Here is a 24,860-nt window from a genome sequence, read left to right as displayed (position 1 = left end):
CAGTGACAGAACTTAAAATACCAAAGCGGCTGACCACCGCGCTTGTAAATTCATTGACAGCTGGTGTTGTCCCGCGCATAGGACTGGAGCAGATTGCTGTTGGTCGGAAACCGGAAGTGGAAGCCATCTTGCGGGATATGGACAATATCGCCGAGGGTGGAGCAGCGTTTAAACTCATTACGGGTCGTTACGGCAGCGGTAAAAGCTTTCTTTTGCAAATGATTCGTAACTATGCGATGGATAGGGATTTCGTTGTGGCAGATGCCGATCTGTCACCAGAGCGACGATTGGTGGGAACCAAGGGGCAGGGACTTGCGACATATCGCGAACTGATGACTCGTCTGTCTACACGTACACGCCCGGATGGGGGAGCGTTGGAGCCGATTTTGCAAAAATGGATCGCAGGGCTGCAACAATCCACGATGCAGAGTCAGAATCTGCGCCCGGATGATCCGGCTCTGCCGCTGGAAGTAGAGAAGCAGATCTACGCGGTGACGGGGGAGATGCAGAATCTGGTTCACGGTTTTGATTTTGCCAAGGTACTGGCTTCCTACTGGAACGGGTACAAACTGGCTGATGATGATCGCAAACAGGCGGCACTTCGCTGGCTTCGAGGAGAATTTGCAACCAAAACGGAAGCGAAAAAAGAACTGGCTGTTGGCGTTATCATTGACGATGACAACTGGTATGACTACTTCAAATTGTGGTCTGAATTCACATCGCGTATTGGTTACAAAGGATTGCTGTTATTCATTGATGAAGCGGTGAATCTGTACAAAATTACAAACAGTGTCTCCCGTCAAAGCAACTATGAGAAATTGCTGACCATGTTCAATGATACGATGCAGGGCAAGGCGGAGCACCTGGGCATATTTGTAGGTGGTACGCCGCAATTTGTGGAGGATGAACGGCGCGGATTATACAGCTATGAAGCGCTTCGCTCCAGGCTTATTGATGGTCGTTATGCAGCCAAAGCGTATGCGAATTACACAGGTCCGATCCTGAAGCTGGCGATGTTATCGCATGAAGAGATTCTGATTCTGCTCCAGAAGCTGCGACAGATTCATGCCCTGCATTTTGGATACAGTGCAAGTCTGACGGATGAGCAATTGGTTGATTTTATGCAAACGGCGGTGAACCGACTGGGTGCGGATGAATTGCTGACAACGCGTGAAGTGGTACGCGACTTTATGGATGTATTGCATACGCTCCACCAAAATCCTGAAGTGACTTATACTCAATTACTTGGTGAGCGGGTTGCGAAACCTCAGGAAACGGGTAAAGGGGCAGATGCTTCCGCAAATGCAGATGATCTGGACGATTTCCTGGCGGAGTTTGAATTATGAGTGATAATCCGTTCTATCGGCTGGCGCCGTTTGTTCAGGAATTTATTTATAAAAAAAGGTGGGAATCGCTTCGTCCTGCCCAGATTGAGGCCTGCAATATCTGTTTTCATACCCCGCATCATATGCTGATTGCAGCGGGAACGGCCTCCGGCAAGACGGAGGCGGCTTTTTTTCCTGCATTGACCGAGCTGTATGAACGGCCTTCCAAGTCGGTTGGTATTTTGTACATTGGACCTCTGAAAGCTCTGATTAATGACCAATTTGAACGTCTTAAGGATCTGTTATCCGAAGGGAATATTCCGGTTTGGCATTGGCATGGGGACGTACCTCAGGCGGAGAAAACAAAACTGATGAAGAATCCGTCCGGTGTGCTCCAGATAACGCCAGAATCGTTGGAAGGTCTGCTTATGAATCGACCGAATGCAATCCCGGCGCTGTTTCATGACTTGCGATATGTCATCATCGATGAGGTACACGCCTTTATGGGAGCAGATCGGGGGATTCAAGTACTCAGCGAACTTGCCAGAATCGAGCGTATGGCTGGCTGTGCACCGCGAAGAGTGGGCTTGTCCGCTACACTTAGTGACTATGATGCGGCTACATCTTGGCTTGCTGCCGGAACGCAGCAGGGGGTGGATGTGGTCTCTTCACCGGGTGGCCGCAAGCTGCGACTGCGGGTGGAACATTTCTCATTTCCAGATGCTCAGGACGAGGAGCAGGCGGAGCAACTTCATAACGCACGTAAAGCCTACTACGACTTCATCTATGAGAGCACACATCGTAAAAAAGCGCTGATCTTCACCAACAGCCGAACGGATGCTGAAGTCACCATTCTTGAGATGCGGCGGGTCGCGGCTCGCAGGCAGGAACGTGATGTGTTCCATGTGCATCATGGGAGTATCTCGGCCATGCTGAGGGAAGAAACGGAAGCTGCCCTACGCACCGGATCTGGACCCGCGGTTGCTGCGGCAACGGTCACGCTTGAACTGGGCATCGATCTGGGCGAGCTGGAACGTGTGGTTCAGCTCGGTGCACCATATAGTGCGTCCAGCTTTGTACAGCGTCTGGGACGTTCAGGGAGACGAGAGGACATGGCATCGGAGATGCTTTTTGTATGTCCGGAGGAAGAGGATGAGGAAGCGCAATTGCCAGCACGTATGCCGTGGACGTTGATGCGTGCGATTGCTGTTATCGAACTATATGTAAAAACGAAATGGGTCGAGCCGCTTGAAGCTCGCAAAATGCCCATAGGTGTACTCTATCATCAGACGATGAGTATGTTGAAAAGTATGGGGGAGGCGGAGCCGAGAGATCTTGCAGAAGCCATCCTTTCGCTGGCTCCATTTGCGTTGATTAGACCAGATCAATATCAGGTTTTCCTGAATTACCTCATTGAGACGGATCATCTGCAATGGACAGAGGATCGAACATTGATCATCGGTCTGACGGGTGAGAAAATTGTGAATAATTATCGCTTCTATGCGGTGTTTAAGGACGATGAGGAACATAAAGTACTGAACGGCTCGGAAGAGATTGGTTCGATTACAACCGTGCCCCCACCTGGCTATTGCTTCTCGCTCGCAGGTAAACTGTGGAAAGTGGAAGAGGTCGATCACAAGCACAAGGCTGTGTATGTGAAGTCTGCAAAAGGTAAAGTAGATACGTTATGGCTTGGAGCGGGAGGAGATATTCATACGTCGGTAGTGCAGAAAATGCGTGAAGTGTTGTCCGACTCAGTGATCTATCCCTATCTGTCACCACAAGCCGTCAATCGACTTGAACGGGCACGCCGCTTAGCTCGTGAAAGCGGACTGTTGAAGCAGGTCGTGATTCCGGCAGGGGGAGATTCGATGTATGTTCTTCCTTGGGTGGGAAGTAAATCATTCCGTACATTGGAGCGCCTGATGAAGCATAATCTGTCCAAGAAACTTGCCTTGCGTTCGGTTGTGCCCATGGAGCCATATTATTTTGTAGTGTCCGGCAAGGTCGACGAACGAACATTGTTAGCCGAGATCATGAGTGAGTGTCGAACGGCTGAAGACGCATCTACGTTACTGGCTGAAGATGAAGCTCCTTATCTGGGCAAGTATGATGAATTTGTCGCGCCGCCTTTGATCCGTGAAGCTTTTGCCGTAGATGGGCTGGATCTGGATGGATTGAAGGCAGGTTTACAGCAAACATTGGAGTGGGATTCCTCAGGCTCCAATCAAAAATAACGTTTTTACGTAATTAGAGTGTGTGAAGAATGGTACAGCGATCGAAGCGACTCGGTGTAATAATTTAGTTCAACTTTTTATACGGAATAGGGTTGACACCATCTCACCTCCCATGTAATATATGAAAAGTCGTCACACACGAATTACATCAAATTGCATATATCATTTCGTATAACCTCGCAGGCCGAAAGTGTACACAGGGCGAGGGTCTCTACGGGAAGCCTATACTTCCTAACTACGATGCCAAGGAATCAATGTATTCCTTGCTCGTAGTTAGGATTTTTTGCATTTAGATGGTGTCTGTGACCTTGGCATGAACCAACATGCGGGCGTATTTTTCTTATCATCAGGAGGTTTATTCACAATGAAATATTATCTGTCCGTTCTCGCGGGAGCGATGAGCTATGGCATATTATCCACGATTGTGGTTCTGGCGTACGGCGAAGGATATAAACTTGGAGAGGTTGTGGGAGCACAGCTGATCACGGGTTTTCTTCTATCCTGGATGCTCGCGCTATACACAAAATTTAGAACAAAACGTAAGTCACAGGCAAATGGCAAAGCATCAGGAGCCGTGGCACAGGTATTCAAGCGGTTGACGTGGAAACAACGTCTGATATTGATGGCTGCTGGAACACCGACGGTAATTACAGGTCTCGTGTATTATCAGTCTTTACGTTATATCCCGGCTTCACTTGCCATTATCCTGTTGTTCCAGTTCACTTGGATTAGTGTATTGATTCAGGCGATAAGCAAACGTCAACGTCCAGACAAAGTCACATTCCTGACGTTGATCATTCTGTTTGGTGGAACCTTGCTGGCAGCCGGTTTCCTGGAACAAGGATTGGGTGAGTTCAACGGTCTGGGTATTGCTCTTGGACTAATGGCAGCCGTAAGTTATTCCCTGTTTGTCTTGTTCAGCGGCAAAGCGGTTCCTTCAGCGCATCCAGCCTTCCGCAGTGCGTGGATGGTTACGGGCGGATTGATCCTGCTGTGCATTTTGTTCCCGCCGACATTCCTCTTTAACGGATTGATCTGGAGCCAGTTGCTTGTATTTGGATTGCTGCTTGGATTCTTCGGGGCATTCATTCCACCAGTACTGTTCGCTATCGGCGTTCCGCATATTGGTGGTGACATGGCCGGAATCTTGGGTGCAGTGGAGCTTCCAATTGCAGTATTGTTATCCTCAATCGTGCTCCATGAGCATGTCAGCGGATTGCAATGGTTCGGAGTTATTATTGTACTCATTGGTGTAGCCCTGCCAGAGTTGTATAAATTACGCATGAGACGAAGTCGAAATACACCGATCTATTCCTGAGTTATACAAAAAGGGATATTGCAAAGCATGAACGGGAATACCCGTAGATAAGCCTGAGAAATCAGGCTTTTTCTATTGAAATATTCTATATAAATTGAACTAAACATTTACACGAAACGGATAGGACAGAAATAACCTGAAGAAGCGAAGCGTGCGCCTACAAGCTTTCTGCAAGAAAGCTACATCGGAAGCATACGCTATTCCCGGATTTTACCCTTTGAAAAAGGAAATCAAAAAAATCTGGGGGATAACAGCGATCGAAAGGTTGTTCTGTCATCGGAGTGTCCAGTGTAAATATTCTTTAGTTCCACTTATATAGCTCAATCGCAATAGCCCAGAGGGGTCATTTTCATTGTCATGCGAATCAGGTATGCTTAAAGAATACATCCGTCTGTTGATTGAATATTGATGGGACATCGAATGAGGAGTGTTTATATGAAAAGCTGGTTTGGAAAAACATGGCCTTGGTTAACGCTGGGCCTGACCGTTGTTGTACTGCTTGGATCATTTTTGGTTTATTTTATGGGCAAAGACGTATCCCCGGGATCGGGAAGTGCGGTAACTGCACAAGCCGAGACTCCGGAGGATTTGAAGGGATATGAAGTCATTGATGTGGACGTGAGCAACGATGGTTTTGGACCAGACGTTATCGAGGTGAAGGCTGGCGTACCGACCAAAATCAACTTTATTCTTACCCGGTCGGTGACACATGTGAAATCAGTGGGATCACAAAAGCTTGGCATGGATCTATACATGCAAAAGGGACCCAATTATTATACGGTCGACAAAGATCTGCCCAAGGGAGAATATGAGATCCATTGCGGCATGTACATGATATATGCAACGATTAAGGTCGTATAAGCAGAAGGAGCAAGGTTTCGGGTCACCGAGCTTTGCTCCTTTTTTTGGTGCGTGATATCATGGAAAAGTGGGTAAAATCGATCAGGAGGTGGCGAAATGAAAGCGCTATTTATTGGAGGGACAGGCACCATCAGTACGGCCATTACGGAGATGCTTGCACAGCAAGGCTGTGAACTGTATTTAATTAATCGCGGCAATCAGAACGATGACTTACCTAGTGAGGTCAACGTACTTCAAGCTGACATTAATGACGAAGCACGTGTAGCGGAACTGATAGCTGATCTGGAATTTGATGTTGTGGCGGATTTTATCGCTTTTGTACCGTCTCAATTGGAGCGAGATTACCGTTTGTTCAAGGATAAAACCAAGCAGTTTATATTTATAAGTTCAGCATCAGCGTATCAGACTCCTCTGGCTGATTACCGGATCACGGAAGGTACGCCCTTATCGAATCCATATTGGGAGTATTCTCGCAACAAGATTGCCTGTGAAGACTATCTGATGAAACAATACCGCGAGCATGGATTCCCTGTGACCATCGTGCGTCCGAGCCATACGTATGGCGACCAATCGGTACCTCTTGGTGTTCATGGTGCTCAAGGCAGCTGGCAGGTTCTCAAGCGTATCCGTGAAGGCAAACCCGTTATCATCCATGGAGATGGCACCTCACTGTGGACCATTACGCACAATACTGATTTTGCCAAAGGGTTTATCGGGCTTATGGGTAATATCCATGCCATTGGTGAATCGGTACATATCACCTCGGACGAATCCGTCACCTGGAATCAGATTCATGAGATTATAGCCGGCGTGTTGGGCGTTAAGCTTCATGCAGTGCATGTACCCTCTGAGTTCTTGGCAGCATGCAGTGATCAGGATCTTCGCGGCGGATTGCTGGGTGACAAAGCCAATACCGTTGTCTTTGATAACAGTAAGCTGAAGAGGCTTGTTCCGGATTTTGTAGCAACGACAAGAGCAGATCAGGGCATTCGAAGTACGATTGAGCATATTCTGGCGCATCCTGAATTACAGACCGAAGATCCGGAATTTGATGTATGGTGTGACAAGGTCGTTGGCGCATTGGACGAAGCGTTATTAAAGATCAGAGATGAGAAATGAGAAGTAAGGCGTTCATGATCAAGTGTTTACATTCATGCGCTTAATCGTTATAATCAAGAAAAAATGACACTTGTTAGGGGAGGCACCCCAACTTAGGACATCGTTCCTTTGTTGGGGTGCCTCCTTTTTTTGTGTGCCAAAAAGGAGAGTAGACGTTGAAGAAATCAGGAAAACGTGCGAAGAAACAAGCGGAACAGTTAACCAAAGTGGTGCTGGCATTTGCGTTATTATCACCTCAAGCCCTGTTGCTTGAATGGGGTGCAACGACGGTAATGGCTGAAACGGTTGAAACGATCGGGATTGTATCCGATACGTCCAGCATGAAGGCTGTACAGTCCTCCAAGGTGAAAGTGGAGATGAACAGTGATGGCAAATACAGAATTGTATTACTACCAAACACAAATGTATTTTACGGGGGTGATACAGGGAATGTATCTACGATTATCGACCATAATGGATCACCCGTGAACTTCAAAACATTGCCGCTTAACTATTACCGAATTAACAATAATGTGATTGAAATGTCCCGGCAAAAGGACAATGTCGAATATATTTTGCGTGTATCTATCGTCAATGCCACGTCACAAGGTGGGTACATGAAGGTTGAACTGGAAGCCATCAACCGCAGCGGATCGGCACTGAATTTGGGTGGAACATTTTATTGGGATACGATGGTGAATGGCAATGATGCTTCTCCGTTTGAAGTCATCGAGAATGGATGGCGTAATTACAGCGGCGGTGTTCAGGTCACGGCTTTTTATGCAAATACGTACAATGTTGTAAATGCAGATCGCATATACATGGGCCAGTACAGCAGTCCGGATAGCGCACAACTTACAGGAGGTTCTTCACCTTCGGTATTCACTCCAGGCCAGACCGTAACAGCGAGTGATACAGCTGCACAATTTTGGTGGGATGCCAAGTCAACAGCGAATCAGGCTTCACGCAAATTTTCAACCATTGTGGGGATTGGCCCGAAAAATGTTCCGCCTTCATTTACACTAACGGCTCCCTCTTCGGGTCAGACCTACTACAAAGGCGAGCAACTTCAGATCTCCGGTACAACGCGAGATACGGATGTAGGCGACCTGTTGACCGTGAAATGGTCCATTGATGGTGGTTCCGAGAACATTTTGACACAGATGACCGCGACGGGTTCGAATCAGTCGTTCAACACCAATTACACATTGCCTGACATCCTGCCAGATGGTACACACACTTTGCAAGTATGGGTCATGGATGATAAAGGTGGGGTGTCCTCAGCAGGAACCGTTAACTTTACGGTAAGGAGTTTTGTTGTGCCTGGAACGCCGACGTATACACTGGTTAATTCTAATAACTTGACGGTAAATTGGGAAAAGAAGGCGAATGATGCATCCGTTACGTATGAACTGAAGAATATGACGACGAATCAGATCGTGGATACAGGTACATCAAACAGTCGGCAGGTGACTGGACTCACTCCGAATACCAGTTATTCTTTTGCTGTACGAGCAAAAAATTCAAGTGGTTCCTATACGGGTTACTCCAGTCCATCCACCAAATATACATTGGCGAATCCACCCGCTGCTGCGGCTGTGACACAATCAGGCAACTCAGTTACAGCGAGTTGGAATAATAATAGCAACCCTGCGGGCACCCAATACAAAACGGAAATACGCAGTCCAGGCGGGCAAGTCCTCGCAACAGGAACAACAACGTCCACACGTACAGCGTTTGCCCTGACCGGGCTCTCGGACGGGAAATATGAAGTGTTTGTGGCGGCGCTGAATGGCGAAGGGATACAGACCCCGTATATATCCGCTGGAGAGATGATTAAAGATACGACGGGTCCAACTGCACCTGCTGTTACAGTTACTCCATCCACATGGACCAAGGAAGATGTTCTCATCACGGTTGAAGAAGGAAAGGATGCTTTGAGCGGAACTCAGAAGACTGAAGTGAAAGTTGGTCCGGCAGGAGAATGGCGTGAATACAGCGCTCCGTTTACCGTAAGCAGTGAAGGCAACACAACGGTTATGGCACGCAGTATTGATGCGTTTGGTAATACAGGACAGGAAACGACTGTGACAGCCAGAGTAGATCGGACGGCACCAACGCCACCTGTCATCTCGCTGAATCCGCCCGATTGGACAAAAGCGGCGGTAATCGTGACATTAACGGAGGGTACGGACGAAGCAAGTGGCATTGGTCTGACACAATACAAGCTGGGAAGTGAGGGAGAATGGATCGATTACAAGAATCCTTTTTCACTGAATGAAGAAGGGATAACAGAGATTTACGCACGAAGTGTTGATCGGGCCGCCAATGTCAGTGCTTCCACTTCGGCAACAGCCAGAATCGACAAGACTGGGCCTGAGCAACCAACGATTACGTTAAGTGAAGAGGATTGGACGAATCAGGATGTAACTTTTGCGATAAACAGTGGTGAAGATGCGGGCAGTGGGCTTGCCAAGAGTCAATATCGACTTAACAAAGAAGGTCCTTGGATCGATTATACGGGCGAAGTGACGGTTACCGATGAGGGAGAAACGATCGTATATGCACGCTCACTTGACCGTGTAGGCAATATAAGCACGTCCGCTCAGGCTACAGTTCGAATCGACACGACAGCTCCAACCGAGCCGGTGATTCGTTTAAGTTCTTCTGGATGGAGTAAAGAACATGTGCAATTCACCATTGCTGGAAGTGTGGATGAACAAGCGATTTCCTATGAATACAGCATGAACGATGCTCCTTATATTGCAGGCAATACGGGTACAGTAAGCACAAACGGCGCTACCACCATTCGGGCTAGAGCAAGGGATACTGTTGGCAATGTAAGCAAGGAAGTGAGTCGAATCGCCTATGTGGATCAGATCGCGCCCACGATTACATTTGCCCCGAACGGACAAGGCTGGACGGACATGGATATATCCACTACCATTCAGTATGCCGATGCCCACTCAGGCATTCAGGAACTGGAACGATTCTATCAAGTTACGAACAGTGCAGAATCACCGGATCATTGGCTTGAAGCTCGCTCTGACGAGCATAAAATATTCATCGAATCGGAAGGCATATGGTACATCCATGCGAGAACCATGGACAGAGCAGGGAATACATATGAGACAACATCCTCACCTTACCATATTCAACGCAAGCCCCAGCAACCGAGTCATGTGAGAATGACACAGATCGCTGAGACATCAGCTGAACTTACAGTGGATTTGCCAACGGGGGAAAGGTATACCGATGGATATCAGTATGAGATAACGAATAAAACGACAGGACAGTCGTGGACACTGGATTATCCTAACCACAGTATAATCGATCACTCCCTAAGCGGTGGTCAGGTCTATGAATATGAAGTTAGAGTGAGAAACCATACCGGAGTAAGTGATGCAGTAAGTGCTCAAGTATTAACTACCCCGGCAGCTCCCGGAACGTTGCACGTTCGAAAAGTAGATTCACAGCCCAATTTGGCCGAAATTCAATTTGATTCAGTACGAGGAGCAGATGCTTACCGCATCATCGCGACTACTTCGGACGGTGCCACGGTATTTGATCAGACGGTATCTGATCCTGGTAGTCTTCCCTATGTCAGCAACCTCGTTCCAGGTACCATTCATAACATTTCGGTAACAGCAATGAATGAAAGTGGCGCAGGTGGTAGCAGTAGAACTGGATTTCTCACACTGCCGGCAATGCCCGGTGAGTTTATGGCCGTTCAAATTCAGGAGCATGATATTTCATTAAAATGGGAGACAGTGACTTCTGCAACGTATTATGGTCTTTCACGCGATGGAACAGCCATATATGAAGGAGAGCAGACGGAGTATCTGGACTCGGGTCTGGATAGCGGAACGGAGTACAGCTATACGTTAATTGCCGGAAATAAGACAGGAACAGGACCGTTGGCAGGATTACCTTTGCTCAAGACTTTACCTGGGCAGGTGTCCGGCTTACAGGTATCAGATGCTTCCACAGCGAGCCTTCGTCTGAATTGGGAAGAAGTACGAGGAGCCGATCGTTATGAGTTATGGTTGAATGGAGAGAAGTCGGGAACGGTTCCTGCCGGAACCCAAGAATGGGTCTTTGCGGGACTGAGTTCAGGAACATCTTATCAACTGGATGTACAAGCAGTGAACGGAAGTGGACAGGGGATGCGCAGTTCGGTATCAGGAACAACGCTACCAGAGAGCCCGTCGGGACTTCACGTTGTTCAAGTAACTGAACAGGGAGCAATCTTGAGCTGGGAACCTGTAGCTGGGGCAACGAAATATCGTGTGGTCATCGATGGACAGAGCCATGAGATATCAGATACACAACTCGCGGTTTACCACCTGTCAAACAGTCGTGAGTATACCTATGAAGTACAGGCGGGCAATGCTGCCGGGTACGGTGCATCCGCCAGTAGTACAATTCTTACGCTACCTGGCAGGCCGGAAGGACTGAATGTCACATGGACTGGTGAGACGAGTATGGGACTTGCATGGCAAGCTGTAGATACATCGAATCTCTATATTGTGAAAATCAATGGAACAGAAGTGGGCAGAACATCAGAACTTGCCTACACGGTTGAGGGATTGTTGCCAGGTACAGAGTACGCTTTGCAAGTTCAGGCTGCGAATACTTCTGGTCCAGGTGAGACAGCGCAGCTCATCCGATTGTCCAAACCTGTGTCGCCTGCCGAAGTACTTGTTGATCCAGGAGTACATCGTGCAAAAGTTTCCTGGTCTGTTGTGGAAGGTGCCGCTGAATACGTGATTGAGCAGAATGGTAAGGAGATCTATAGAGGAATGGAGAATGAAGCAACGATTACAGGGCTCCAGGATGGAACGTGGCATCGCTATCAACTATGGGCTGTCAACAGACAGAGAACTCGTTCTGAAGCGACGGATGTATCTCTGCTGACTTTGCCTGAGAAACCCGTTAAGGTTGCAGTATATGATGTGGCAAAAAACAGCCTAGGTCTGGATTTCAGTAACACTGGTGTCCAAGGGGCAGATCATTACGTCATTGAACGGGATGGAAGAGAGATCGCTCAGATGGATTCAAGTGAAACCCAATTCGTAGACAAGGATCTGTTGCCAGGAACGAAATATACTTATGTCATCCGGGCAGTCAATACGAGTGGAACGAGTGCGCCGCTTACTTTCAGTGTAATGACTCAAACGTTGCCATTGATTGCAGAAAGTATCACAGTGAAAGCCGGAACACATGCGGTGGATCTGGCTTGGGATGTTGTTCAGGGAGCGGCTGCATATGAGATTCGTAATCGGGTAACGGGAGATGTACAGAGCGTGTCTGAACCGTTTGTACATCTCAATAGCATGCTGGATGGCACAGCGTATGAATTCGAACTTGTTGCGATTAATGAAGATGGTCATCAGTCAGAGCCTATTCAGATTCAGGTTTTAACGAAGCCCATATCACCTCAGACGGCAGGCATAACACACATTACAGACCAGACTGCGGTACTGGACCTGACTGGAAGCTCCACACGGGGAGCAGAGCAATTCATCATTATGCGGGATGGTGTTGAAGTCGCTAAGGTTCCAGCAGATCAAGCTTCATTTGAAGATCATGGACTGACACCAGGAGAGCATTACACGTATACCATCAAAACATCCAATGCAACGGGGGAGAGTGATTCCGGTTTCGAAGTTCAATTGCGAACGTTACCAGCAACCATTCATGAACCTTTACATGCAAGCAAGATTGGGGAAAAGGAAGGATTGATCTCTTGGCCAAAGGTACAAGGCGCAGAGGGATATACCATACGTATCGAAGATCAGATCATCACCACGATTGATGAAGGGGATATCACAGAGGTGAGATTAACTCATCTGGAGAGTGCAACCCGATATGATCAGGTACAGATTATTCCTTATAATACGGCTGGTTCAGGAAGCCCGATGACCGTGATTCCTTTTTACACCTTACCTCATGTTGATTCACTGGAAATGAAGATATATCCGGAGACAGATCACGTTAAATTGGAATGGGATTTCCCTTATGTAAACGAAACATTCGTTGTATTGCTGGATGGTACAGAAGTATACCGAGGCAAACCAAAAGAGTTTATTGTTGAGCAACTGGATGCAGGCAAACAGTACCCGATTGAAATCTACACAGAGAATGATCAGGGAGATGCATCGGAGAAGCTGGCGTATTCTGTCCTGACCAAGCCAGCAGCTCCTGTCAAAGTAGAGTTTAATTCAGAGAAGGACCACATTCGTCTTCTATTGGAACAGAGCCGGGTGGAAGGTGCCGAGCAGTTCATCATTGAGCGGGATGGTGTGGAGATTGCTCGAGTTCCTGCAGACGAACTGTTCTATGACGACAAGGAACTCGAACCGGGTGTGAACTATATCTATACAGTCAAGACCATGAATGTCTCGGGCAGTAGTGATGGTGGTTATTACCTTCAAGCAATGACTTTGCCCGGTAGTGCTGCTTCACCTCCTGTAGTAGAGGAGCGTTCAATGTATGGTGCAGACATTGTATGGGAACTGATTCCTGGTGCTGCGGGTTATCGAGTTTATCGAAATGAAGAGCTTGTGGGAACAACAACGGAGACATCCATACATGTGTCTGAATTAAACAGTGCCGAGCGTTATGCTGACTTTGCAATCGTTCCATTTAATGAGGCAGGTGAGGGTGAGGCGCTCCAGGTTCCGGAATTCGAGACGTTGCCTTCCGATGATCTGACAGTAGCAGCCATAGCGCAAGGTACTAATACGATTAAGCTAACTTGGGAACTGGAATCAATGAATGAGGTAATTGTGATCACCCATAAAGATCGTGAGATCTATCGTGGCACACAGCGCAGTTATGTATGGATAGGACTGAATGCCGAGCAGCATTATGAGGTGGTTGTATGGACGGAGAATTCAGCAGGTGAGAAAAGTGAAAGCAAACGGGCTGCAGCCATGACTTTTCCGTATCCAGCATCCGCATGGAGCGGTGGCGGTGCAACCCCGAGTCCAAACGGTACATCGGAACAAACCGATGAGGTGAGTTCACAACCAGAACCGTCTGAGCAACCTGATGTACCTGTGAAAAAAAATATCAAATTTATTGATATCAGCCAAACATTCAATAAAGATCAGATCACCTGGCTGGCGGAACAAAATATCATTCAAGGTGTAAGTGAAACTCGCTTCGAGCCACGTCGTCCGATCACGCGTGCGGAGTTCACTGCATTAATCGTGCGTCTGATGGGTGTGGACACAACGGTTAATGAACAATATGGATTTCAGGATGTGAACGATGAGGATTGGTTTGCTCCTGAGATTAAGGCAGCCGTTCGACATGAGATGGTTCAAGGGATGGGGAACGGCAAATTCGCTCCACATGCGCTGGTGACACGGGAACAGGCATCCAAGATTATAGCAAATGTTGTCCGTAAAATCAGACCGGAACCGCTGACTTCCCCAAGAGCGTTTACCGACCAGACTGATGTATCTGATTGGGCCAAAGAAGAAGTGCAGGAACTTGCAGGTTTGTACATGATTACCGGATATGAAGACGGCAGCTTCCGCCCTATGCAGCACTTAAGCAGATCCGAAGCTGCAGCGCTGATCTTCCGCTTAAATAAGCTGATTCAAGTTATGAATGAGAAGCGTACAGATCAAGTGGAGAAAGCGTCAGCGTTCGATCGTCATATCTAGACTGAATTGATTCTTACATGTGATACTGCAATCATCGGCAGTAACGACATTACCGCTTGATTGGTTTTTAATGCTATAATGGTTGCCAATATGATAAAAAAAGGGTAATGAACAATGGTGATGAATAATGAATAATAAATTTATCCGGATATATGAAGATATTGCAGATCGTATTCGGACCGGAGAGATTGAGGCAGGGACGTTACTTCAATCGGAACTGGATCTATTGGAAAGTTATCAAACGTCTCGAGAGACTATTCGCAAAGCATTGAAAATGTTGTATGAAGAAGGTTATATTCAGAAGATTCAAGGCAAGGGCTCGATTGTACTGGACATACGCAAGATCGATTTTCCCATCTCAGGTCTGGTTAGCTTCAAGGAATTGGCCAAAAAAATGGGACATCGTGCTCAAACGTATGTGAAGGTTTTCGAGGAGCAGCAGGTGGATCAGGCGTTGCACAAGAAGATTAACTTTGGTCTGAATGAACAGGTCTGGGAGATCAGACGTGTGCGCAAAGTGGATGGAGAGCATGTCATACTGGACAAAGATTACATTAGCCAGCGGCTTGTTCCTGGGCTCAGCAAAGAGATCTGTAATGATTCCATCTATCAGTACATTGAGCAAGAGCTGGGACTTTCCATTTCGTTTGCCAAAAAAGAGATTTTGGTGGAAGAACCCACCGCTGAGGACAGGGAACTACTGGACCTTGAAGGGTTCCACAATGTGGTTGTGGTGAGGAGCCAGGTGTACCTGGAAGATGCCAGTCAATTTCAGTATACGGAATCAAGACATCGACCGGACAAGTTCAGATTTGTGGATTTTGCACGTCGCAGATAAGTTAATCAAGATCAATCAGAGAGTACCTTTCACTGCTTTATTGAGTGGATAGGTGCTCTCTTTGGTTATGGGGGAATCCGAAGATCGTCCATCAAGAACCGCTTAATGTCAATGTTCTTCCTGCATGTCGGAGCGTATGATCACAATATATACGAGGCCGAGGAGTGAGGGAATTGAATCACGTGACAGCGAAATCAAATGTTCGCATATGGGAAGAAACCAGAGATATTCCAACCTATGGTACAGGTAAACCGGACAAAAATCCGATGTTTCTTGAAAAGAGAATCTACCAGGGGAGTTCGGGTAAGGTGTACCCGCATCCCGTGATCGACAGCATTGAAGATGAGGCCAAAATGAAGTCGTATCGATTAGTTATTCTCGAAAATGAATATGTACGTATCGAGATGATGCCCGAACTGGGTGGACGGATCTATCGTGCGCTGGATCGGACTAACAACTACGATTTTGTATATTATAATCGGGTGATTAAACCTGCGCTCGTGGGTCTGGCAGGGCCATGGATTTCCGGAGGAATTGAATTCAACTGGCCACAGCATCATCGGCCCAACACGTTTGGTCCAGTCGATTATACATTTGGCAGTAATCAAGATGGAAGCGCTACCGTGTGGGTGGGTGAGATTGACCGCATGTATGGTACCAAAATGACCGCTGGCTTCACATTACATCCCGGCAAAGCCTATCTTGAAATCCATGCCGAGGTATACAATCGCACCAGCGCACCTCAAACTTTTCTATGGTGGGCCAACCCGGCTGTAGCTGTCAACGATCATACGCAATCTGTGTTTCCACCTGATGTAACGGCTGTGCTGGACCATGGAAAACGGGACGTATCCCGCTTTCCCATCGCAACCGGCACCTATTACAAGATGGACTATTCCGAAGGTGTAGATATCTCCCGATACAAAAACATACCGGTTCCAACATCCTATATGGCGTATAAGTCGGATTATAATTTTGTAGGGGGTTATGACCATGGGATTCAGGCAGGTTTGTTGCATGTAGCCAATCATCATATTTCGCCGGGCAAGAAGCAATGGACCTGGGGGAACGGGGAATTCGGGCAAGCCTGGGATCGTCAGTTAACGGACGAGGATGGACCTTATATTGAATTAATGACCGGGATCTATACCGATAATCAGCCTGATTTTACATGGTTACAGCCCTATGAAGCGAAATCATTCTCGCAGTATTTTATGCCGTATAAAGGAATTGGTATGGTCAAAAATGCAACGATTGATGCAGCGGTTAATCTGGAAATGGACGAAACGACCGGAATGGTAACCGTAATGGTATATGCGACGTCGGTTTTTGAACAAGTGACCGTTGAAGCGATAGGTCCAACCACGGTATATCTCCATGAGAGATGTAATATCTCACCTACGGAACTATATAAATCTTCATTCCCGTGGAGCGGACAAGATGAATGGCATCAGTTGAAGTTAAGTGTTCGAACTGCGGAAGGAAAAGTACTTGTAGCCTATCAACCTGAACGTTCTGAGATTCAGGAAGTTCCAGATCCGGCCACACCACTCCCGCTACCATCCGAGATTCGTACGAATGAACAACTATATCTGGCGGGTCTTCATTTGGAGCAATATCGGCATGCCACGTATGAACCGGAACCTTATTATCTGGAAGGTTTGAAGCGTGATGCAACGGATATTCGTCTAAACATTGCGTATGGCACATTGCTGCTGCGTAGAGGGTTGTTTCAAGATGCAGAGAAGCATTTCAGACAGGTCGTACAATCGCTGACGTGGAAAAATACGAATCCATATGATAGTGAAGCTTTTTACCAACTCGGTCTGAGTTTGAAATTACAGGGGAAACAGGAAGAAGCCTACGCAGCACTGTATAAAGCCGTATGGTCTGCACAGTATCAGGATACGGGTTATTACATGCTTGCTCAGATCGATACGGCGTTACATCGAGACATCGAAGCGTTGGATCACATCGAACGTTCGCTGATTCGTAACTCCAGAAATTATAAGGCTCGGCATCTGAAGGTGGCTCTGCTGCGCAGATTGGGTCAAGATAAACAGGCAATCCAATTTGCGCGTGAAACATTGGCGCTGGACCCGGTTGAATTTGGAGCTGCACATGAATTAGTCCTGATCTACAGTGGAGCGACTACACCTTCAGAGAGAGAACAAGCGGAGCAAACACGTGAGCATTTCCATCGTTTGATGCGAGGGGACGTTCATAATTATCTAAATCTAGCCGCAGATTACGCGGATTGTGGGTTGTGGGAAGAAGCACTGACGGTACTCTCCTATGTTGAATCCGAAAATTCACAGCCGTATCCTATGGTTGGTTATGCCCAAGCCTACGTGTATCGTCAACTGGGGGATGTGGAGCAGGCCCGGGAAAGTCAAAAGCAGGGGAAAGCTGCTCCAACGGATTACTGCTTTCCTAACACGTTATTTGAGTTCATGGTACTTCAGGATGTATTGGCAGTGGATTCGAATGATGCGCGTGCTCACTATTACCTGGGAAATTGGTTATATGATCATAAACGCTACGAGGAAGCAATCACCCATTGGGAAACTTCGCGCGAGGCAGATGCTGCATATTCGACTGTACATCGGAATCTGGGACTGGCTTATTATAACAAGCTGAATCGCCCCGATCTTGCACTGGCATCATTAGAGGAAGCTTTCCGGTTGGATTCACAGGATGCCCGAATCTTCTACGAGTTGGATCAATTGCACAAGAAGATAGGGTATTCTTGCGAGCGTCGAATTAAATTGCTGGAACAACATATGGAGTTGGTTCACCACCGTGATGATCTGTATATCGAGTGGGTGACTTTATTGAATATGCAAGGTAGTCATCAAGAAGCATGGAATGCCCTTCAGACCCGGCGGTTTCATCCATGGGAGGGTGGAGAAGGCAAGGTAACAGGACAATATGTTACGGCACTGACGGAACTGGCGAAGCAAAATCTGGAGAAACAACAACCTGAACTAACATTGGAGCTGTTGCAGAAGGCTTTGGTTTACCCGGAGAACTTAGGTGAAGGTAAGCTGGAGGGAGCCGGAGACAATCCCGTTTACTTTTATCTTGGCTGTGCCTACCAGCAACTGAAGAAGAATCAGGCGGCAGAGGAAAGTTTCCACAGAGCATCCATCGGTTTGAATGAACCGGCAAGCGCGATGTTTTATAATGACCAACCGCCGGAATCCATCTATTATCAGGGTCTGGCCTGGCAGAAACTTGGCAATGTGAAGGAAGCAAACCGACGCTTTAACAAACTCATTGACTATGCGGAAAGACATATGCATGATCACATCCGAATGGATTATTTTGCGGTATCTCTGCCCGATTTTCTAGTATTCGACGACGATCTAGATCAGCGAAATGAAGAACATTGCCGGTATATGCGGGCATTGGGTCTTCTGGGGCTGGGTCGGACAAGTGAAGCCAAACTTGAGTTGGAGCGGGTACTGGAGAAAAACCCGAATCATCAAGGGGCAATCATCCATCGATAATTGATAATCGTTTCAATACATCCCATTTATATCGAAGGAGTTATATAATCCATGAATGATACTATAGCAGGTAGCCGGATTCGTTTCCTATTGGATGCGGAAAATAAAGAGATTCGTGCGGGTCGCATGACTGGCAGTGGCGGCAAAAGCCCACGAGGGGAATCGTATGATTTTACCAACTATTATATGACTCGTAATGCTAAACCTCATATTCCCGTGGTAGGTGAGTTTCATTTCTCCAGATTCGCTTACTTGCAGTGGGAAGAAGAATTACTGAAGATGAAGGCAGGCGGGGTGAACATTGTCGCTTCCTATGTTTTCTGGAATTTTCACGAGGAGCAGGAAGGTGAATTTAATTGGTCAGGAAATCTGAATTTACGGCACTTTGTGGATCTGTGTGGCAAACATGAGCTGCCTCTGATCGTACGAATTGGTCCATTCTGTCATGGGGAAGTGCGTAATGGTGGAATGCCGGATTGGTTATTCAGTTATCCATTCGAAGTCAGGTCGAACGATGAAGGGTATCTGTATTACGCTAAGCGATTATATCGGGAGATTGCCCGTCAGCTCAACGGCTGCTTTTATCAGGAGGGTGGCCCTGTTATCGGGGTACAGTTGGAAAATGAGTACATGCACGCTGGCGCACCCATGGATGCCTGGGGGTATACCCGCGAAAAATACATTACCTCCGGTCGGGATGGACGAGAACATCTGAAGATGCTTCGCCATATTGCCGAAGAAGTCGGTATGAAGCCGATGTTCTATACTGCCACGGCCTGGGGCAATGCTGCGGTGCCTGAAGAAGGAACATTGCCTATGCTAGCGGGGTATGCGTACACACCATGGATTCCCAATCAGCCTCCAAGCCGGGAGTATTTATTCCGGGATCTGCATATGAATCCTGTGGAAGAAGTGGATTATGACAGTCTGGAGTACCCTGCTGCGTATTGCGAGCTTGCTGGGGGCATGCAAGTCAGTTATCACGCTCGTCCGGTTGTTGATGCGGACAGTGTTGAGTCGATGACCATTGTGAAACTTGCGAACGGCAGCAATCTGGTTGGGTATTATATGTATCACGGGGGGACCAATCCGATAGGCAAAAATTCATATATGAACGAGCAGGCATTGCCGAAAATGACGTATGATTACCAATCGCCACTCGGGGAATTTGGGCGTATTGGTGAATCGTATGACCGCATTAGAAGCTTGTCCATGTTCCTGGAAGCATACGGTGAGTTGCTTGCCCCAATGGGCTGTGTTGTACCGGATGGTCAACATGCGATAACACCGGAGAACACGATGGATATGCGTTGGTCTGTTCGCCAACAAGCTGGCTCCGGATTCCTGTTCATGAATAATTATCAGGATCATGTGGCGATGCCTGATCGTGATATACAATTGGAGCTGCATACCAGCAAAGGGACTGCTTTTTATCCAAGAGAAGGAACGATGCAGCTGAAATCCGGCATGGCAGCCATTCTGCCTTTCCATATGAATCTGAATGGAATGAAGATCATTAGTGCTACCGTTCAGCCGTTGACCCGATTTATGGTAAATCGGGAGCTTACGGTTGTCTTTTATGCCCATGATGGCATGAAGCCCGAGTATGTTATGGATACATCGTCTGTTACGAATGTGGATATGCCCGAAGGTACAGTATCGGAGCAGGGTAATGAAGTTGTGATTCACCCGATTGTCGGCAAGGAGCATCATCTGCGAATCACAACATCGGACGGTATAATCATACGAATCATTACATTGACCCGAGAAGAGGCATTACATGCCTACCGTTTCCGTGTGGGGGGAGCAGAGAGGCTTGTAATTAGCAGCAGTCATCTGTATGTACAGAATGAGATGCTCATATGCACATCCGTAGAGCAACCAGAGATGGAGGTATCCTTCTATCCGGCTCCAGAGTATATTTCAGCTTCTAAATATGCTGTCTTATCCCAGTCGAAGCAGGGAATATTCGGTACGTATACATTCCAAGTTACGCCTTACGAGCCTGCTTTAGAGGTTGAATATCCGAAAGAGTATGCAGCAACACTGAGATTGGACACAGAATGGCCGGAACATGTAGATGACGTGTGGGTTGAGATTGATTATGAAGGAGATGTTGCAGCAGCACATATTCATCATCAGATGTTAACAGATCATATTCACTATGGGTACAGCTGGATGCTTGGTTTGAAGCAATCCCGTCATTTACTGGCCGATCACGCGCTTCGTCTGTCTATAACTCCAGTTCGAAAAGGGACGACTGAGAGTTATGTGAATCAGGCTTATGTGGAGCGATTTGAGGGTGTGGAGATTGGAAAGTTTAATGAGATTCGGGTGAGACCACAGTATCGGGTTGGTTTGGTATTGGCGGGAGTTAGTGAAGACGCTTAGTCTAAATCAGGAGTTAAACAACAGATAAACAAGACTTAAACAAGAGTTAACTGACGTTAATAATACAGAGGGTTCTTTCTCCGAACGATTGTGAGGGGAGAGAGCCTTTTTTGCTGTGTTATGTAAAAACAAATGATTCCTAATCATGGTAAAAAGATCTTGACTGGTAAGCGTTCTCAATTTATTATAACTTCATAACCTTAACGATAAAGTTTATTTAAACTAACAAACGTAACTGTAATAAAGTTATTATTTGTTTATTTTATAACCAAAAAACTTCTATTACCAACGATTTTAGTTAACTTCTTGCCTAGAGCAGGGTTAATTGAAATAAAAAAACAAATACAGGAGGTTCCAAACGAATGGTTAATCTGAAAAAGTGTACAATCTTCACGGTTATTGCTGCTCTCATGTTCATGGTATTAGGGAGTGCAGCACCCAAAGCATCTGCTGCTACAGGTTTTTATGTAAGCGGTAACAAGTTGTACGATTCCACAGGCAAGGCTTTTGTCATGAGAGGTGTTAATCACGGACATTCCTGGTTCAAAAATGATTTGAATACGGCTATCCCTGCAATCGCCAAAACAGGTGCCAATACGGTACGCATAGTTCTTTCGAATGGTAGCCTGTACACCAAAGATGATCTGAACGCTGTTAAAAATATTATTAATGTGGTTAACCAAAATAAAATGATAGCTGTACTCGAGGTGCATGACGCCACAGGGAAAGAAGACTATAATTCGTTGGATGCGGCGGTGAACTACTGGATTAGTATTAAGGAAGCTTTGATTGGCAAAGAAGATCGGGTCATCGTCAACATCGCCAATGAATGGTATGGAACGTGGAATGGAAGTGCGTGGGCTGATGGTTACAAAAAAGCCATTCCGAAACTCCGAAATGCGGGAATTAAAAATACGCTAATTGTGGATGCAGCCGGATGGGGACAGTTCCCTCAATCCATCGTGGATTATGGACAAAGTGTATTTGCAGCCGATTCTCAGAAAAATACCGTCTTCTCCATTCATATGTATGAGTATGCTGGCAAAGATGCTGCAACCGTCAAAGCCAATATGGAAAATGTGCTGAACAAAGGATTGGCTCTGATCATTGGTGAATTCGGGGGATATCACACAAACGGTGATGTGGACGAGTATGCCATCATGAGATATGGTCAGGAAAAAGGGGTAGGCTGGCTTGCCTGGTCTTGGTACGGAAACAGCTCTGGTCTGAACTATCTGGACATGGCCACAGGTCCGAACGGAAGCTTAACGAGCTTTGGCAACACCGTAGTTAATGATACCTATGGTATTAAAAACACTTCCCAAAAAGCGGGGATTTTCTAATCCGCCCATGAAACAGGAACACTCTGACGTTCACGTCAGGGTGTTTTTTCAATAAAATAACTCAATCTATAATGACTTTTGAATATTTCCGTTTGGTTTTAAAATATTTTGTTTTCAAAATAAAACAAAGATGTTAAACTCGGATTAGGAATAAAACAAACATTATCGGAGGGAAACAAATGGTACAGAGTTTATGGAATGCATCGCAGGCATCTGAGAAAACAACAGGACTTGAGCAGTTGGTTTACCGATCCAATCTGATTGGATCTGATCGCAGTGTATGTAACATCTACGGTGGTAATACGTCTACCAAAACGACAGTGAAGGATTTTCGTGGTCGTGATGTAGAAGTAATGTATGTGAAGGGAAGCGGCTCTGATCTGGGTTCCATGGAAGCGAAACATTCTACCGGACTTGGGCTCGAAGACATTCGACCATTAATTGAACGTGAATCCATGTCGGATGAAGAGATGGTTGAATATCTGGGACATTGCATGATTGATGCCAAGCACCCGCGCGCCTCCATCGAGACTCTGCTGCATGCGTTTCTTCCATATAAACATGTTGATCATACGCACCCGGATGCCATTATCAGCTTGTGCTGTGCGCATAACGGCAAGGAATTGGCGAGAGAGATCTACGGTGATCGTTTTGTATGGGTACCTTATGTACGCCCTGGGTTTACGTTATCTAAAATGATTGCTGAAAGCGTATTCTCGAATCCCAATGCCGAACTCGTACTGATGGAAAAACACGGACTTGTCACTTGGGGAGAAACATCCGAGGAATGTTACGCTCAGACCATCAAGATTATCAATGAAGCAGAAGCTTTCATCCAAGCACGAGTGAACGAAGAAAGTTTGTTTGGTGGTGTGAAACACCCGGCACTCGCCGCTGATGTTCGTCGTCAGATCGTATCACGTGTGATGCCAACAATCCGTGGAGCGGTATCGGATAGCAAAAAAATGATTTTGTCCTTTGACGATCAAGAGGACGTACTTGCTTTTGTGGGCGGAGCAGATTCACCGGAATTGTCACAGGTGGGTGCAGCTTGCCCGGATCATCTGGTACATACCAAAGTGGTACCTTTGTTCATCGATTGGACACCGGATGCGGAAGATATTGAAGGTTTAAAAGCGAAACTGGTGGAAGGCGTGGCAGCCTACAAAGAGCAATATCAGCAGTATTTTGAGAGCAACAAAAACGAAGGTGACGTCATGTTCGAAGCGGCACCACGCGTTATCCTCATTCCAGGTGTGGGCATGATCAACACAGGCAAGAGCTGGGCGCTTTCCCAAGTAAGCGGAGCGTTGTATCACAGAGCCATTGCCGTTATGCGTGGAGCTACTAGCCTGGGTCAATTCGTATCACTCAGTGCAAACGAATCTTACAATGTGGAGTACTGGCCGCTGGAATTGTACAAATTGTCTTTGGCACCGGCAGAAACCGAATTCTCCCGTAAAGTGGCGTTTATTACAGGCGGCGCAGGTGGGATCGGAAGTGAAACAGCACGCAGATTGGTATCTGAAGGCGCACATGTGGTGCTTGCTGATCTCAACCTGGAGGGCGCACAGAAAGTAGCACAGGAAATTAATGATCAGTACGGTGCGAATCGTGCTTATGCGCTGAAAATGGACGTCACCGATGAGGAAGCCGTTCAATCTGCGTATGCCGATGTTGCGGTGCAATATGGCGGAGTGGATATCATCGTGAACAATGCCGGATTGGCCACATCCAGCCCATTTGACGAAACATCCCTGAAAGAATGGAACCTGAATATGAATGTACTGGGTACAGGGTATTTCCTCGTGGCTCGCGAAGCATTCAAGCTGATGAAACAGCAGGGTATTGGGGGAAGCATGGTATTTATCGGGTCCAAGAACTCGGTGTATGCAGGTAAAAGTGCCTCGGCTTACAGCTCAGCGAAAGCGCTGGAAGCACATCTGGCACGTTGTATTGCAGCAGAAGGTGGAGAGTATGGCATTCGCGTCAACACGATTCTTCCAGATGCCATTCTACAGGGTTCAGCGATCTGGAACGGTTCCTGGAGAAACGAACGTGCAGCGGCATACGGGATTGAACCGGATCAATTGGAAGAGTATTATCGCAAACGGACGACATTGCTCGTGAATATCTATCCAAGAGATATTGCGGAAGGAATTGCATTCTTTGCTTCTTCGAAATCCGAAAAAACAACCGGTTGCATGATGACCATTGATGGCGGTGTACCGGCAGCATTTACACGTTAAAATAGGAGG

11 protein-coding genes and 1 riboswitch are annotated in these 24,860 nt (G+C 46.9%); all 11 genes read left to right on the top strand.

Annotated elements, in window-relative coordinates:
• Nucleotides 1-2 precede the first annotated feature (2 nt).
• The 11 genes from D829_RS0110035 (at nt 3) to D829_RS0109985 (ending at nt 24,851) form a co-directional block, all read left to right on the top strand.
• Nucleotides 3-1,346: an ATP-binding protein gene (locus D829_RS0110035; RefSeq protein WP_017688754.1), complete on the top strand. Its 1,344-nt coding sequence runs from the start codon at nt 3-5 to the stop codon at nt 1,344-1,346.
• On the top strand, nt 1,343-3,562 hold the full coding sequence (locus D829_RS0110030) for a DEAD/DEAH box helicase (protein WP_017688753.1): 2,220 nt from the start codon (nt 1,343-1,345) through the stop codon (nt 3,560-3,562). The genes D829_RS0110035 and D829_RS0110030 overlap by 4 nt, the downstream gene beginning before the upstream one ends.
• 147 nt (nt 3,563-3,709) lie before the next feature.
• Nucleotides 3,710-3,820, top strand: a riboswitch (purine riboswitch).
• 106 nt (nt 3,821-3,926) lie between these two features.
• Nucleotides 3,927-4,880 carry a DMT family transporter gene (locus D829_RS0110025; RefSeq protein ID WP_017688752.1) on the top strand — a complete coding sequence of 318 codons (954 nt, stop codon included), beginning with the start codon at nt 3,927-3,929 and terminating at the stop codon, nt 4,878-4,880.
• A 435-nt stretch (nt 4,881-5,315) separates the two neighbouring features.
• Nucleotides 5,316-5,741 (top strand): cupredoxin domain-containing protein, encoded by a 426-nt coding sequence (locus D829_RS0110020; protein ID WP_017688751.1) that lies wholly within the window; start codon nt 5,316-5,318, stop codon nt 5,739-5,741.
• A 96-nt stretch (nt 5,742-5,837) separates the two neighbouring features.
• Entirely contained in the window at nt 5,838-6,860 is a 1,023-nt protein-coding gene (locus D829_RS0110015; RefSeq protein ID WP_017688750.1) for an SDR family oxidoreductase, read from the top strand.
• 155 nt (nt 6,861-7,015) lie between these two features.
• The gene (locus tag D829_RS0110010; RefSeq protein ID WP_017688749.1) at nt 7,016-14,518 is read left to right on the top strand and encodes a fibronectin type III domain-containing protein; all 7,503 of its coding nucleotides are present in this window, start codon (nt 7,016-7,018) and stop codon (nt 14,516-14,518) included.
• A gap of 127 nt (nt 14,519-14,645) precedes the next feature.
• Complete coding sequence (treR, locus tag D829_RS0110005; RefSeq protein ID WP_017688748.1) at nt 14,646-15,356, top strand: trehalose operon repressor; 711 nt, start codon at nt 14,646-14,648, stop codon at nt 15,354-15,356.
• A 173-nt stretch (nt 15,357-15,529) separates the two neighbouring features.
• Nucleotides 15,530-18,868, top strand: coding sequence for a DUF5107 domain-containing protein (locus tag D829_RS0110000; protein WP_017688747.1), 3,339 nt, complete (start codon nt 15,530-15,532; stop codon nt 18,866-18,868).
• Nucleotides 18,869-18,919: 51 nt separating this feature from the next.
• On the top strand, nt 18,920-21,259 hold the full coding sequence (locus tag D829_RS0109995; RefSeq protein WP_017688746.1) for a beta-galactosidase: 2,340 nt from the start codon (nt 18,920-18,922) through the stop codon (nt 21,257-21,259).
• Between the two features lie 362 nt (nt 21,260-21,621).
• Nucleotides 21,622-22,602: a glycoside hydrolase family 5 protein gene (locus D829_RS0109990; protein ID WP_017688745.1), complete on the top strand. Its 981-nt coding sequence runs from the start codon at nt 21,622-21,624 to the stop codon at nt 22,600-22,602.
• Nucleotides 22,603-22,781: 179 nt separating this feature from the next.
• Entirely contained in the window at nt 22,782-24,851 is a 2,070-nt protein-coding gene (locus D829_RS0109985; protein WP_017688744.1) for a bifunctional rhamnulose-1-phosphate aldolase/short-chain dehydrogenase, read from the top strand.
• Nucleotides 24,852-24,860 lie beyond the last annotated feature (9 nt).

The organism is Paenibacillus sp. PAMC 26794, from assembly GCF_000316035.1.
Lineage (GTDB): Bacteria > Bacillota > Bacilli > Paenibacillales > Paenibacillaceae > Paenibacillus.
Note: the sequence above shows the minus strand (reverse complement) of the source record. Positions and strands in the feature narration are given on the sequence as shown.

Bases quoted from the DNA above. Each gene is read 5' to 3' on its own strand.
- D829_RS0109990 (WP_017688745.1), top strand. From the start codon at position 21,622: ATGGTTAATCTGAAAAAGTGTACAATCTTCACGGTTATTGCTGCTCTC.
- treR (WP_017688748.1), top strand. From the start codon at position 14,646: ATGAATAATAAATTTATCCGGATATATGAAGATATTGCAGATCGTATT.
- D829_RS0109995 (WP_017688746.1), top strand. From the start codon at position 18,920: ATGAATGATACTATAGCAGGTAGCCGGATTCGTTTCCTATTGGATGCG.
- D829_RS0109985 (WP_017688744.1), top strand. From the start codon at position 22,782: ATGGTACAGAGTTTATGGAATGCATCGCAGGCATCTGAGAAAACAACA.
- D829_RS0110030 (WP_017688753.1), top strand. From the start codon at position 1,343: ATGAGTGATAATCCGTTCTATCGGCTGGCGCCGTTTGTTCAGGAATTT.
- D829_RS0110015 (WP_017688750.1), top strand. From the start codon at position 5,838: ATGAAAGCGCTATTTATTGGAGGGACAGGCACCATCAGTACGGCCATT.
- D829_RS0110025 (WP_017688752.1), top strand. From the start codon at position 3,927: ATGAAATATTATCTGTCCGTTCTCGCGGGAGCGATGAGCTATGGCATA.
- D829_RS0110020 (WP_017688751.1), top strand. From the start codon at position 5,316: ATGAAAAGCTGGTTTGGAAAAACATGGCCTTGGTTAACGCTGGGCCTG.